Origin of the sequence: Candidatus Epulonipiscium viviparus, from assembly GCF_030708075.1 — a bacterium.
Classification (GTDB): domain Bacteria; phylum Bacillota; class Clostridia; order Lachnospirales; family Cellulosilyticaceae; genus Epulonipiscioides; species Epulonipiscioides viviparus.
The window spans coordinates 1,266,101-1,281,595 of the sequence record NZ_CP117982.1 but is presented as its reverse complement, the minus strand read 5'-3'; the positions used below and the strand labels follow the sequence as shown (position 1 = coordinate 1,281,595).

Annotated in this window: 11 protein-coding genes; 4 read left to right on the top strand and 7 right to left on the bottom strand. The window is 37.0% G+C overall.

What is annotated here, in order from left to right:
* Position 1: 1 nt before the first annotated feature.
* Positions 2-694 carry a FadR/GntR family transcriptional regulator gene (locus tag PCY70_RS05250; RefSeq protein WP_305768697.1) on the bottom strand — a complete coding sequence of 231 codons (693 nt, stop codon included), beginning with the start codon at positions 692-694 and terminating at the stop codon, positions 2-4.
* Positions 691-2,478 carry a sulfatase gene (locus PCY70_RS05245; protein WP_305768696.1) on the bottom strand — a complete coding sequence of 596 codons (1,788 nt, stop codon included), beginning with the start codon at positions 2,476-2,478 and terminating at the stop codon, positions 691-693. Before PCY70_RS05245 ends, PCY70_RS05250 begins: the two co-directional genes overlap by 4 nt.
* Positions 2,479-2,949: 471 nt before the next feature.
* Here PCY70_RS05245 and PCY70_RS05240 point away from each other — a divergent pair, with 471 nt between their 5' ends.
* The 4 genes from PCY70_RS05240 (at position 2,950) to PCY70_RS05225 (ending at position 8,387) form a co-directional block, all read left to right on the top strand.
* The gene (locus PCY70_RS05240; RefSeq protein ID WP_305768695.1) at positions 2,950-3,831 is read left to right on the top strand and encodes an MBL fold metallo-hydrolase; all 882 of its coding nucleotides are present in this window, start codon (positions 2,950-2,952) and stop codon (positions 3,829-3,831) included.
* Between the two features lie 33 nt (positions 3,832-3,864).
* Positions 3,865-5,781 (top strand): oxidoreductase, encoded by a 1,917-nt coding sequence (locus PCY70_RS05235; RefSeq protein WP_305768694.1) that lies wholly within the window; start codon positions 3,865-3,867, stop codon positions 5,779-5,781.
* Between the two features lie 79 nt (positions 5,782-5,860).
* Complete coding sequence (locus PCY70_RS05230; RefSeq protein ID WP_305768693.1) at positions 5,861-7,318, top strand: SLC13 family permease; 1,458 nt, start codon at positions 5,861-5,863, stop codon at positions 7,316-7,318.
* Positions 7,319-7,346: 28 nt separating this feature from the next.
* Positions 7,347-8,387 (top strand): LacI family DNA-binding transcriptional regulator, encoded by a 1,041-nt coding sequence (locus PCY70_RS05225; protein WP_305768692.1) that lies wholly within the window; start codon positions 7,347-7,349, stop codon positions 8,385-8,387.
* Between the two features lie 29 nt (positions 8,388-8,416).
* On the opposite strand, the gene PCY70_RS05220 is transcribed toward PCY70_RS05225, so the two are convergent.
* The 5 genes from PCY70_RS05220 to PCY70_RS05200 all read right to left on the bottom strand — a co-directional run bounded on the left by PCY70_RS05220 (position 8,417) and on the right by PCY70_RS05200 (position 15,301).
* Positions 8,417-9,805: a sulfatase family protein gene (locus PCY70_RS05220; RefSeq protein WP_305768691.1), complete on the bottom strand. Its 1,389-nt coding sequence runs from the start codon at positions 9,803-9,805 to the stop codon at positions 8,417-8,419.
* A 103-nt stretch (positions 9,806-9,908) separates the two neighbouring features.
* On the bottom strand, positions 9,909-10,844 hold the full coding sequence (locus PCY70_RS05215; protein WP_305768690.1) for an EcsC family protein: 936 nt from the start codon (positions 10,842-10,844) through the stop codon (positions 9,909-9,911).
* Positions 10,845-10,931: 87 nt separating this feature from the next.
* On the bottom strand, positions 10,932-12,437 hold the full coding sequence (locus tag PCY70_RS05210; protein WP_305768689.1) for a sulfatase-like hydrolase/transferase: 1,506 nt from the start codon (positions 12,435-12,437) through the stop codon (positions 10,932-10,934).
* Entirely contained in the window at positions 12,434-13,924 is a 1,491-nt protein-coding gene (locus tag PCY70_RS05205; RefSeq protein WP_305768688.1) for a tripartite tricarboxylate transporter permease, read from the bottom strand. Before PCY70_RS05205 ends, PCY70_RS05210 begins: the two co-directional genes overlap by 4 nt.
* A gap of 15 nt (positions 13,925-13,939) precedes the next feature.
* On the bottom strand, positions 13,940-15,301 hold the full coding sequence (locus tag PCY70_RS05200; RefSeq protein ID WP_305768687.1) for a tripartite tricarboxylate transporter substrate-binding protein: 1,362 nt from the start codon (positions 15,299-15,301) through the stop codon (positions 13,940-13,942).
* Between the last annotated feature and the right edge of the window lie 194 nt (positions 15,302-15,495).

Sequence of the window (15,495 nt, the reverse complement as noted above, 5' to 3'; positions counted from 1 at the left end):
ATTATTTCTCCTCATCATCATTTTTTTGCATTACCTCTATCAGATTCTCAATATGATTTTCCATATATGCTTCAGCTTGCTCTGCTTCTCTATTTTCAATAGCACCTATAATTTGGCTATGATATTTGTCTGCAATTTCCCTTATATTTCCAATTTTAGCTTGATGAGCCTTAAAAACTCCAAAAACGGCTTCAATAAAAAGTTCAAATGCTTTGTTATGAGATGCTTTTGCAATAGTTAAGTGTAATTCCCTGTCCAATCTATATAATTCTTCTTGATCTATATTAGCTACTTTAGATCTTTGCTGATGCAGAATTTTCATATTTTCTAGTTCTATTTGTGTTGCATTGATCGCCGCAAGATAGGCTGCCTTTTTCTCTATTTCTTTTCTCAATCGCAAAAAATCGATAGCTAAATTGTCATCTAATATCATATAGATTTCTAAAACTTTGGTTAGCATATCTGGCGCTTTGTCATTTATATAATTACCTCTATTCTTGCCTTGCCTGGTAACTACAATGCCCATCTTATTTAAAGCTCCAATTGCCTCCCTCACAGAGGAACGACTCACTTCATATTCTTCTACCAATACTCTTTCGGGTTTTAGCTTATCCCCGGCTTTTAACTCTCCGTTTTTAATTTGATCCAATATGCGTTCAAACAATTGCCTGCTTATAGTTTTATTTTCTATCATAAATTTCGCATCAATTTTGTTATAAAATATTTTCCGGCCTCTTTATTATTCACATACTTTTTATGAACCAATTCTACAATCGTATCATATTTTATCAAGTTATTTTCTGAGTTCGTCTTCAAATATTCTCGCGCATCGTATATCTGTGTATCTGTCATAATGCCTGCTAATGCCACAAATAAAGTGCTGGCTTCTTGTTCCCACTCAAACCCATCTATCAAATTCGCTTCTATCGTTTTTTGTTTCTGGCGCATTGCTACCACATCTTCTTTGGTATAAATATGCTCTCTATCCAAGCCCACTCTCGCAAATTGTTCAATCGGCGCATCATTGCTTTTCATTTCTTGTATCAGAGCATTAATCATCGTCGCTTCCAATTCTGTATCGTCGAGAGGAGCTATTTGTTCAGGATCGGCATTTAAATCCCACAATAAGTTTCCATATTGGAAAGAATTACAAAATATTGGTGCACCCAATTTGCTATCTGCAGGATATTTCATCAACTTTAGCCCCTTTGTAAAATCAAAGTCCCTAGACAATTCTCCTTTACTTAAGCAATCAATGCTAAAAAAGCCATTTCTACCTGTAGGCATCAGAGTATATTCAAAGCATGGAGTATTTCCAATATTCTGCGATGCTCTCATATAAACATGCCCCTGGTTATCCACCAAATTTATAAATGATCCATGATACCCAAATAATCCGTATTCTCTAATAGGTCTATCATTTTCTACAATTGGTAGCATAGACTTTCCTTGCATCTGCGCAGGTATATCAAGCCCAAAAAATTCTAGCAGCGTCGCAGGTATATCGATCGTTTGTGCAAGCGACTGTCTTCTCCCACTCTTTTTACAACGCGGGTCATACAAATAAAACGGCAACTGCGCTACTTCATTATAGCAAGGCATAACCGACTTCGCCCACCAATCTTTTTCGCCCACCATCAGCCCATGGTCGCAGTTCACGATAAGCATCGTATCTTTCCACATATTATGCGCATCCATAAAATCCAGTATTCTACCCAAGCTTTTATCGCACATCGTTATTAGAGATTTGTATAAATTGGCACAGTGATCCACTTGTTCTTTATTCTCTAATACAATTCCATAGGACGGCAAATTAAAAAAGTCTCCTGCGTACTCTCCTTCTTTTTCATATAAGTATTTAAATTCATCTGGCATATCAAATGGTTCGTGCGGATCAAAAGTTTCAATTTGTATAAACCAGTCATCCTCATTAATATTATCTTGCAAAAACTTCATTCCCGCATTAAACGTCGCAACTTGCGGATAATAATTCTCTTCTTTTATTTTATTATGATTTTTCCAATAATCTCTCCACCACGTGGGGTGCGTATGCTTTCTCATCGTATCTACATGAGGCGGAATTTCGGGTGCCTCTAATTTTGCTACCCAGCTATCCGATGCCTGACCTCGAAACACTTCCCACGAGCTATATCTTTTATGATACGTTGAACCGCCGTCATCAAAGTAATGCATATGATCTGTAACTAGATGCGTATATATTCCATTTTTCTTTAAAATTTCTGGCATCGAAACATCAAACGGCTCTAAAGGCCCCCAAGTTCTATGCAAGAAATTATATCTTCCGGTGTGAACTTCCCTGCGTGCTGGCATACAAGGCAAGCTCCCTGCAAAAAAATTGTCAAACGTCGTTGCCCTTTTCGCCAATCTATCAAAGTTTGGTGTTTGCACATCTACATTAGCGTATGGCTTTAACATTCTACGACTCAAAGAATCAAACATAACCATTATAGCTTTCATACATATCCTCCTTTTGTTGGTCTGACCATCTCATGATATCATATACATTTATAAAATACATCCATTTTTCGCCATCTTTATTATTTTCAGCATTACTGCTATATTATATGTAATTTTTTTATATATTTCGTCTCATCCTATAATATTCATGGTAAATCTGCATGATTTTTTTATTGTATTTTCTCATTTATTTTCTCATATCGCCAATTTTTTTTTATAGCATTATTTTTTTATATACTTTACTTTTTCCAAACGTTTTTTATGCTAGGTACTCTATATTCATTTATCTATTTTTAACCAAATAATTTTTTTTTACATTTCAACATTGACTTTGTTATGTTTTTTCCATATACTGTTAACATATTTTTTATATATTAATTTCAAAAAAATTATCTCAGACTTTAAATTCTTATATGCTATTATATATAAATATCCAAATTTTGGATATTTTTGGATAGAGAGGAGATTTTTATGACAAAATTAGTAATGTTAGGTTCTGGTACCCCTGATCCAAGTCGAGAGCGCTCCGGCCCTTGTGTTGCAGTAGTAGTTGACGATAATGCGTATCTTGTAGATTTTGGTTCCAATTTATGTCGGCAAGCGAATACGATGGCTCAACGAGGAATCAAAGCTCTTATGCCCAAAAATCTTAAAGTTGGTTTTTTAACTCATCTTCACTCCGATCATACTTTAGGATACCCCGACTTTTTATTAACTCCTTGGGTAGTTGGTCGAAAAGAAGCTATGACAGTAATTGGCCCTGTTGGCACTCAAGCCATGACTAATAATTTGCTCAGCGCTTATAAGCACGACATTGACGAACGACTGCACGGTCTTATGAAAGCAGACCCCAATGGCATCACCGTTAATGTCAAAGAAATTACCGATAGCGGCATAGTCTATCAAGACGAATTCGTTACTGTTCATGCCATTAGTATCTATCACGGTACACTCGGAGGCGCGTTCTCTTACAAGTTTGTTACCCCAGACAAGACTATTATAATATCTGGCGACAAGTCTCCTTGTGATGCATTTGCTACGTATGCAAAAGATTGCGACATTATGGTTCACGAAGTTTATCCCACCAAAAACCTAGCATCACGTCCCGAAATTTGGAAAAATTATCATGGCTCTGTTCACACTTCTTCCGAAGCAGTCGGCCAAATAGCAGCCGCTACCAATGTCAAAAAAGTTGTTTTATATCATCCTGTATATTTGCTAGGCAATCAAACTGCTACTATGAAAGATTTAAATGCTACCCTCAAAGAATTAGATGCATATATGATCGAAGATGTAAAACAAAATTATACTGGCGAAGTATATATGTCTCAAGATTTTGATGTATATGAATAATAAGCATTTATAGATAAGATTAGGAGGTCACTCATGTATAAAAATTTATTTAAGCCCTTAAAAGTTAACGGTGTCGTTTTAAGAAACCGAATTATTTCATCGCCTATTGATGTTCATAAATCTCGTGAAAAAGCAACGGGAGGCGCGTCGCTTATAGTATTGGGTGGCGGCTTTGTTTCCAAAGAAATTCGAGGACGCATTGCCGCGCGAAATACCAGTCCATTTGAAGTTACCAATCGCGATATTGCTCTTAAAACTCGTGAGACCGTAGAATTTTGGAGACAAGGCGGTTCTCTAGTATCACTTGAATTACTACACTGTGGAGAATACGGTTCGTTTATGAAATCAGATTTTGTATACGGTCCATCTGCAGGCACTCGCCCTCACGATAAGGCCGAAATCATTGCTTTAGACGAGGCAAAAATGGCCGAAATTATCCAAGAATTTGCAGTGGGTGCTGCTATTGCAAAAGAATATGGATTTGATATGGTTACTGCACACTTTGCACATGGCTGGCTCATATCAGAATTTTTATCCAAATCTTGGAATAAGCGCACCGATGAATATGGTGGCTCCTATGAAAACCGCATCAAATTTCCACGTCGCGTTTTACAAGCTATTCGCAAAGCCGTTGGGCCCACTTTTCCGATTGACATGAGAATCAACGGCAAAGACTGGATTGCTGGTGACCTAAATGATCTAGATGAAGTTGCAAGATTTTTAGAAGATATGGGCAAAGAGGGTCTTGTTGATATGGCCAATATTTCGGTTGGCGCCGACATGGTTCTTACCGGCAATATAAGAATGGCAACTCACGCAATTCATCCTCGAATGGTCAATGCCGAAATCACAAAGTATATCAAAGACAGAGTTACCAGCATCCCTATCACGGCCGTCGGAGCTATCATGAATCCCGAAGAGGCAGAAATGCTTATCAGCGAAGGCTACTGCGATGCCGTATGGATTGGCCGCCCTATGGTAGCGGATCCTCGATGGGCCAAAAAAGCTTTGCAACAAAAATCAGAGGACATTACGCCTTGCCTTAGATGCTTGTACTGTTTTCCGATGGCAACAGGTGCGCGAAACGTTGGTTGCTCAGTAAATCCTAGATTTAACAAGGAGGAGCTGTATCCAGAAAATGGTAAAGCCACACACTCGCGATACGTTGTTATTGTAGGCGGCGGACCTGCTGGCATGAAGGCTGCCATCACTGCGGCTGATCGCGGACACCAAGTTACTCTAATCGAAAAATCTCATCAATTAGGTGGCACCATTAGATTTTCAGATTATATCGCATCTAAGCAAGATTTAAACAGCTATATGAATTATTTAATAGCACAGGTAGAAAAACGAGACATCGAAGTATCCCTCAATTTTGAAGCCACCTACGACAATGTTGCCAAATTAAATCCCGATGTATTGATTGTTGCTGTCGGTGCAAAACCTATAATTCCTCCTATTCCAGGCATCGACAAAGCTCATGTTTCCAATTGCATTAATGTCTTTCCGAACCTTAAAAAGTTGGGGCAAAACGTAGTTATCATAGGCGGTGGCACCATCGGATGTGAATTAGCCATCGATATTGCAGAGGACGGCAAAAACGCTGTAGTTGTTGAGATGTCTGGCGAATTAAATCGCACCGCAAACCGACTATACAAAATCGCACTAGCAGAACGAATGAAAGAGCTTCCTACTATCAAAACCTTAACTAATACTCAATGTTTAGCAATAGAAAACTCTGCAGTCAAAGTTGCTAGTAATAATCGTACCGAAAAAATCGAAGCGGACAACGTCATCATTGCTGCCGGACTTTCTCCTCTTAGCGAGCTTGCCAATTCTTTCTTCGGCATAACTCCTGAGACATATGTAATTGGAGACTGTAAAAAAGTAGGGATTGTAAAAAACGCCACCGAAGACGCATATTTCTTCGTTAGCAATATATTAGATTAATCTGATTAACGATGCATTTTAAATTACCCAATAATTTAAAGTGCATTCTCATAATTTATTTTATAGGAGGGATTTTATTATGGAATCTACTAAAACACACCCTAAACTGATCATTCATACAATTATTGGACTAACAATTATGCTTGGTTTCAGATTTTTGCCAATATCACTCACAGGAATTACTCCTCTTGGGCTTAACATCATTGGAATCTTTATCGGAATGCTATACTTATGGTCTACAGTCGACTCTTTGTGGCCCAGTTTGCTAGGCGTAATATTAGTAGGCTTTTCTGGATATGCACCTGCAGGCAAAGTAGCTGCAGCGCTGCTGGGCAACGCTACTGCTATCCAACTTATTTTTATGATGGTATTTACCGGCGGTTTGCTATATTATGGCGTTACTAAGTATATAGTCAGATTTTGCCTAACTCTAAAATGGGTGAGCGGTCGCCCGTGGGCAATTACCTCTTTACTTATGGCTACTTGCTATTTCATAAGCGCGTTCATTGGTCCTTTTGCTGGAATTTTTTTATTTTTTTCTATCATGGCCGAAGTTTTCGAAGAAGTTGGATACAAAAAAGGGGATACATATGTAACTATGACACTGGTTATGGTTATGATATTATCTTGCATTGGCTCTGCCACTATGCCTTTTAGAGGTTCGATCTTAGCTATAGTCGACTCTTATAAAAATATAACTGCAGGAGCACAAGTGATCAACGAAAGTATGTATTTTATCTTCGCATTGCTTATAGGAATCGTCTTACTTATTACGCTTCTTCTTGTTGCGAAATTTATAATTAAACCCGATGTTGAACCACTAAAAGAATTTAATATAGAAGTATTGCACAAAAATCCTCTACCTCCTATGAGTAAATCACAAAAATATATTTTAGGTGCTTTTTTTGCGCTGCTACTTTACCTATTAATTCCTCCATTGTTTCCACATATACCCATCATGAAAACATTAAATAGTGCCACTGCCTTTGGTCCTATGATTATGGTTGTTATTTTAAGCATCATACGAGAAAATAATCAACCAGTATTTGATCTTACACAAGTTGTTACCAAAAATTTTTCTTGGTCTACATATTTTTTATCTGTTACGGCTATATTTTTTGGCACAGTCCTCACCGCAGATAGCGTTGGCTTAAAAGTATTTTTAGAAAGCATCTTTGCTCCTACTTTTTCAGTTATAACCCCTACAATGTTTGCAGTATTTGTAATTGCCTTATCTGTACTTTTAACCAACACTGCCAATAGTATTGTTATGGGACTTCTACTTTTACCTTTAGTATATACCTATTCTGTCACCAACGGAATGTCCTCACTTGGTATAGTAACGCTGTTAACTTTTTCTGTAAATGCCACTGCAGCTCTAACTCCTGCTGCATCTGCCTACTCTGCAATACTATTTGGACATCAAAAGTGGATCAATCCAAAGCATATTTACAAGTATGCGACTATATTTATTTTGTCACAAGTTCTTATAATAATTTGCATCGGAATCCCATTATCTAATATAATGTTTAAATAGACTTACATTATTAGAGAAGGTGATTATTTTGAAAGTTACACTAAAAGATATTGCGTTAGCTGCTGGAGTTTCTATTTCTACAGTATCAAGAACTATTAGCGGAGATCCCAAACGCAAACCTAGCCTCAAAACACAAGAAAAAATATGGAGCATCGTCCATCAAATGGGCTACACTCCCAACGAAGCTGCGCGATTATTAGTAAACCAAATTGAACCTGTTACTAATCAGCACAGTATAGGCATTATATTAGCCTCAAATATCGCAGACCATGCCACTCCTTTTTATAGCGATATTGTACGACTCATAAGACAAGAGTTAGAATTTAGTGCTTTAAATCTTAAGTATGTTGTATCTACAAAAAATAAATCTAAACACGAAATTTTTGATTATATTTCTACTAATTCGGTTAATGGAATTATTATATTAGGCGTATTGACCAAAGATTTATTAGACACTATATATTCTCAAGTAAAATATGCTGTTTATGTAGGCTTTAATTCAACTGCACTATTAGTTGACGAAGTCATTTGCGATGGCTATCAATTTGTCGAAGCCATGATACTTCATTTAGTTAATAATGGTTTCACCAAAATAGGCTTCTTTGGTCCCATCTTAGATAAAACCACCCTACTCAATAACAGCACTACTTTTAATAATTTTATACAAGTCATGCAACATCACAATATGCTTATAAATTACAGCTGGTTTCAAAATATTGCACACACTGCCGAAGACGGATATAATGCCATGCAAGAGCTTCTACAAAACGATACATTGCCTAATGCTATTTTCTGTAACTCTGATTACGTTGCATTAGGGTGCATACGCGCTCTATCTGAAGCTCACCTCAAGGTACCTAGCGATATCGCTATTATCAGCATCGGAAATGAAAATTTTTCTAAATATGCTATTCCTTCTATATCTACTATAGATTTTCCAAAGGATAGCATCGCGACATTTGCTATTAACTCTTTAACAGAACAAATCGAACATAATAGAACTCTCAACATAAAGTTTAATATTCCCTTTAAACTTATTGCTAGAGAAAGTACCAAAAATACGCATTAAAAAAGGGGACCTCTATATCCCCTAATTTTTTATTCGAAAACTGCTTTGCTATAATTGTTATCATAATCTTTGATCGCTTCTTCTTGAGTTTGAAACTCTGGTGGCAAGTCTTCCCTTCTCAATCTCCAGCTATCACCAATATCTCCCATTATATTGGCCAATCTAGTTCTATACTCTTTTACTTGTGGGTAATATTTGAAATTATCTACGCAATTCATAAACTCCTTTTTTTCACGCTGATAATCAAATACCGCAAAAGGTACGTTCTCTTTCTCCACATAAAGCACGTCTTTTGTTCTAAACCCTCTTTCGGCATACGGCTTCCTATCTGGTTTATCCATTTGATCGCACAATGCTTCTGGAAGCGGTATTATCTGATAGTAAACAAAATCTCTAAAAGTTTTATCTTCTCCTGTTTGCGCCAAAGTTTTCATACTATATCCATCCATTGTTTCTGGCACCTCTAACCCACACAAATCTAATATAGTCGGTGTTATATCTATAAGCGGATCTACCAAATGGTCGATTTTAGTTTCTGGCTTTATCATATTTGGATAGCTAATTATCAGCGGAACGTGCGCTGCTGAGCTATAGAATATCGACTTTTCAAACATACCGTATTCGCCACACATATCTCCATGATCACTAACCACTATGAAAATCGTATCGTCAAAAATCCCCTTTGCCTTTAAATGCTGCACTAATTTTCCAATTTCCGTATCTACCACTTCTACCATTCCATAATATTGCGCTATATATTTCTTAGCTTTTTCTTTTGTATCTTCTGGCACAGTATCTGGTAGCTCAATCTCAGATGCCGAATACTTATTTTTGCTTTCTTCTGGCTGCATCTCAACCGGAGGATGCGGCAACCCATAGCAAATCATTCCCATAAACGGCTTTTCTTCGCTTACTGCCCTATCTATAAAGTCGATCAACTGCTCTGTTTGGTAAATTGGTTCATATTTTTTAGACTTATATGGAGTATCGTCTTCATTTTTATAATATAAACTATCTATATAATGATGCCCTCTGCCATAGCCAATGAACTCTTCAAAGCCACACCAATATTCTTTGGGCACTCTTTCAAATTTACGCCCACCATTTAGATGCCACTTCCCCACCCAAGCTGTCTTATATCCTGCTTTGTTCATAATTTTAGGCAAGTAATGCGGCAAATCTTTTCTCAAAGGATAATGGTTAGAATACATTCCATTTTTATGCGGATACAATCCTGTCATAATTGAAGCTCTAAACGGACAGCATAAAGGATATGACGTATATGCTTCATCAAAGTTAGCCCCAGCTGCAGCTAATGCATCTAAGTTCGGAGTGCTAGCAACTTTATTGCCATTACATCCCAGTGCATCATATCTTAGTTGATCCGGATATACAAAAATAACATTTGGTTTCTTCATATTTTTCCTCCATTTATTGGTGTTTTTTTTACTTAAACCGATTATACCTTCAATTTATTTGTTGAGTCAAGATTTTTTTTCTTACGCACGATAGATCTTTTTGCTATTGATTAAATATTGCTTTTGCATTTTTAGCGATATTCTTTGTCTCATACGCATCCAATGTTCCTCCTATAATACTTGTCACTCCCGGAATCACTTTTCCAATGTTGAGTATATTTTTTTCTCCAAGTTGAATTGCAAATTTAGTCCCCACTATTTGGTTTAACTTCATTAATATTATTCCTGGAATTTTTTCAACCATGCTATCCGTAAGCTTTCCAGTTAACTTAATTCCTACTGTTTTTAATGCCTCATTTGCAGAAGAACCCAATAGGCATACGTATATCAAAGATTTTACCCCATCATCTTTTATGTTAAATCCCCTTATATATGCAATGGCCGCTATCATTCTCATTTGTATATACATAACGCCAACTATATTTGCAGGTATTGTTATCGGCATTGTTATCGCACCTCCCAATCCTGTTAATACTCCGTTAGTGCCACATTTAATCACTTGATGCTTTATCAATTTTGCAATGACTTTTTCTTTATTCAAACTCTTGGCCACATTTCCTTCATTTTGATGATTTTGGATATATCGGTTAGCCAACTCTTCTATCGATTTACTAATTCCTGGAATTCCGTTAATTGCCCTCTCATAACAAATATCCATTATTTTCAACACCTTAGTTGCATCCATCGGCTCTTCCGTTGACTCTTCTATTGACTCTCCCGCTTGTATTGCAGCTAAAATTTCTGTCACTTTTAATATCTTTGCTTCATCCACTTGTTCGTCAGCCTGCATTGCTCCTAAAATTTTTGTCATTTTCAATATTTGTGTTTCATCGATTTGTTCATTTTCATATATCGTACACATCAGATCGGTCACTCTTGACATCTTTGCTTCATCGATTTGCTCTTCTAGATTCATTGCACCCAAAAGATCTACCACTTTCGATATCCTATTTTCATTAATTTTTTCATTCACATCCACTGCGTATCATCACCTCTACTTTTTTATATGCATTACTTAAGGGGGACGACCACGCATCGCCCCCCCTCCTAATATTGTATCTATCCTTTACTTTTTGTCTGCTCCTATTATTTTAATTCTGACAGCTTCTTCCATTGGCAACCCTGTATCGTAATTCAATTGACGAGCCTCATACATCTCACTTTCTTCTCGTTGCCTCACATATCCTGCATTTCTAAATGATGGAGCCTTATCTGTCCTCCACGGTCTCATTGCCCAGTGGTATCCTCTATACAAATCTCTCGTTCTATCCATCTCTGCAAGCAAAATATCATGAAGTCTTTCTCTTTCTTCTTTATAGTTAAGATCGTTAATTGCATTATGGATTTCTTCCGGATCTACTTGCAGATCATAAAACTCATCTGTATCCAATAAATTAATTACCAGTTTATATCTTCCATCAAATGCGCATCGCATCGGCTGAAATCCACCATTGCCATCCTGTATAAGCTCATATCTGGTAAACTCAGAAAATACTACATCATTAACCTTTGAAACTCCATCCTTAATCTGCTGCAACATACTTTTGCCCTCAAGAATATTTGGAATTTCAACATTCATATAATCCAACACTGTTGGCACAATATCTAAATGCGTCGCAGGTGCGTCTATTACTCCTTCTGCTCCACCCTTTATTATCAGAGGAATATTTAGCACCTCTTTATATGCGCAACAATTTTTTGAGTTTAGTTTATGATTAAATAGCATATCTCCATGATCTGCTGTATAGATGATGATTGCATCAGGGCACTTTTCATCAATTGCGTCTAATACACGCCCTATTTCATCATCTACAAACGAATTGCATCCCAAAAATAATGCCAAATCAGCCGTTGCTTTATTTAGCTCATCAACCGACTTGCCTATATTTTTGCCAGACCACAATCTTTGCTGTAAAGGCTTCGCATCGAGATCATCTTTATAGTTTTCGCTATAAGGCATCTTGTATCCTTCATACATCCTATTATATGGACTAGGGCAAATACACGGACCATGCGGCTCATCATATGAAAGCGTTAAAAAGAAATCTTCGTCCTTATAATTTTCAATAAAATCTATGGTGCGATTTGAACATCGATTAGCAAAAGTCATCTCTCGTGTCCAATCTGCATCAAACGATGTATTCGATTTACGCGAACGTCGTCTTTGCTCATCCGTTAATTCTTCCAAATATAGCTTCATGTCATACCAATACTCTTTGTCAAATCCATCTGGGCAAACTCCAGTGCCAAAATAATCTCCGCCATCAACATGCCACTTACCAATATACCCGCAGTGAATTCCATTATCAGATAAACGTTGCCCAATAGTTATTACATTATCTCCAATCGGGTAGCTGTTTGTTACGAGTCCATTTGAATGTGGCATCAAGCCCGTAAATATTGTACCTCTAGCAGGTGCACACACTGGTGACGCAGTTTGCGCATTAGTATATCTAAGCCCGCCACTTGCTAATTTATCAATATTCGGAGTTTTCATATCTACATTTCCATAACATCCTAGCATATCAGTTCTTTGTGTATCCACCATAATTAAGATAACTTGTTTTTTCACTCATTAACACTCCTTTTTATTATTCTTTTTACAATCACTACAGTTGGCACAATAATCGCCAGTGTAACAAAGACGCTTCCAACAGGTGACCCCATATACGCATCTACAAAAGACCCGTTATACGCAATCATAGATTTTCTAAAGTACGTTTCTACTATATCTCCCAAAGTAAAGCCCATTATCATCGGCGCCAGCGGAATTTTATTTTTCGCACAGAACATTCCAAAAACCGAAAGCCCCAGCATGATATACACATTAAAAGTAGTAGTGTTAATTACATATGTTCCTATTACGCAAAATACAGCAATAATTGGAAATAATATATATTTGGGTACTGTAATCACCATCGCAAAATACTTAATCAGCACTATTTGTGATAAAAACATAAATATATTAGCAATAATCAAAGCAATAACAATACTATTTAAAAGATGCGGTTGCTCCTTCAAAACAAGAGGCCCGATGCTTACTCCATGCACCAAGAACGCACTCATAATCAATGCCACCGGAGCGCTCCCTGGAACTCCCAATGCAATGGCCGGAATTAGCGCCCCTCCCGATACCGCATTCTTGGCCGTCTCTGGTGCGATAATCCCCTCTGGGCAACCCTGACCAAACTTAGTTTTATCTTTTGAAGCCATCTTTGCTCTTGCATAAGCCATAATTGACGCAGTCCCGCCACCTAGCCCCGGCAAAATTCCTAATACCACTCCCATAACAGCAGAAATTATCATGTTTGGAATATAAAGCAATGACTCTTTTAACGCTACTATAAATTGTGCAAAACTAAAATCTGCGCTTCCACCTTTTTTGGGTATCAAATTTTTATTCGTACTAGAAATAATTTCGGATAACGCAAAGATTCCTATAATAACAACAATGATATCAATTCCTGCTGCCAAATTTATTGATCCAAAAGTGTATCGCGTCACAGATCCAATCGAATCAGTGCCAATCATTGCCAAAAAAACTCCTATTAATGTTGCAATAAATCCATTGATTAAGTCTCCATCAATTAATGCCGAAATCAGTGCAAGCGATAGAATTGCGGCCCCAAAATATTCCCACGGACCGAAGCTTAAGGCAAAAGAAGCGAGCCATCCTGTCAGTAGCGCTAATATAATTGTTGAAATAATTCCCCCAACAAAAGAAGCTATTATAGCCAAGCTCAATGCGCGCATACTTTCTCCACGCTTTGCCATGGGATAGCCATCAAATGTGGTTGTCACAACTGCCGCCGTACCTGGAATATTCAGCAAAATCGCAGAGATAGATCCACCAGATAAACCGCCACAATATACCGCTATCAAAAACGCAATGGCAGGTATCATCTCCATATTATAGGTCAATGGTAAGGCAAGTGCGAGCGCCATAATCGTGTTTAGTCCTGGTATCGCGCCAAACACTATTCCCATTATAACGCCCAAAAGAAGCTGCAGTAAAATCATAATATCTGCAAATATTAATAAAACCTCCATAAAACTCATACTATTCCTCCCTTACTATATACCCAGAAATCCCACTGGCAACACTATGCTTGCAAGCTGCGTAAAAAATAAAAATATTAAAATTGACAATACAGTAGAAAATATCACCGTTTGAATATAAAATTTTTTTGGAACCATCTCACTAGAACATCTCAGATAAATTATTGTCGCAGTTAAAAATATAGCAGTTGCAATAATAAAGCCCAATATCTCCAAAACAGAAGCATATATTATCAACGATACTAAAAATATAAGTGCTCTCCCTTTTAATATACCAACTAGCACTATATTGATTTTCTGTTTATTAATACCTAACGCTATAATTGCCTTCAGCGCGAGTAATGCAGCTATTGCCATGAGGATAAAATTGGGAATTCCATAAGCTCCGACATACGGGTCAATGCTTCCTGCGTTTACATCTGTTGCAATAGTTGCCGATAGCTCTTTTATCGCATTAAGCGAATCTTCCATCACCTTTTGATATTCATCGGGTCCAATATGGCTCGTTAAATATCCCATCGCAGTCATAGTGTTTTGAAAATCTACATCTTCAGTTACTTTTTTTATAGCATCAGATATAATTTCTAAAATTTCTTTTGGGGTTCCGGGAGGTGCCCAAATCCCAAATGTCAGCTCATAACTTTCTTCGATACCAAGCTCTTCAAATGTTGGAACATCTGGCATGCTTTTCACTCGTTCCTCTGCAAATACGCCTAAACACCTAAAATCTCCCGAATCTATATATTGCGTATTTTGTGAAACTGCCACGACATATGTATCCACTCGTCCACTCAATAACTCTGGTTGCGGTGGCTGATCTCCTCCTACAATAACTTTTTTGAAGCTTACATTTTCCGCATGCTCTATAGCTAAAATTGCGTAGTGATTCATTGTCGCAGTTAAAATACCCATTACAATTTCGTTTGGGTTATTGCGTGCGGCTTCAATTAAGTCTTCATAAGTTTGGTATGGCGAATCGGCGCGAACATAAAGACCTATCTGAGACGTTGTATATTGGCCTGCCATCTCATAATCCATCGCAGATCTTTTAAAAATTCCCATTTCAGACGAAACATTAAACCCATTCCCTGCAGCCATAAGCGTGTATCCATCTGGTTTCGCATTAAACAATTCCTCAGCGCCAATCGCTCCAGATGAGCCTGTAACATTTTTTACTATAAAAGATATATCCGGAAAATATTCTTCCAATTCTTTTACCAATGTTCTTGACGAAATATCTATTCCACCGCCTGCGTTAAACGGGACTATCATTGTTATATCTTTTTCTGGATATGTAGAATACTCATTTCCATAAATCGATGGCAACATAAAAATAAATGACAAAATTATAAGCAACACATGTTTTAATTTCTGCATAAATTTCCTCCTTCAATCAACTTTGTCTTTATTATAAACATATAGCATACATTTGTCTATATGTTATAATAAAATAATAGCATAATTTTTGCTGCAATCTAAAAAAATATGTCATAATTTCTACGTATTATTTATTTATACTTGATTTATACTTTATTTTTTATTAATTTTTTATCGACAAAATTATTCAGTTT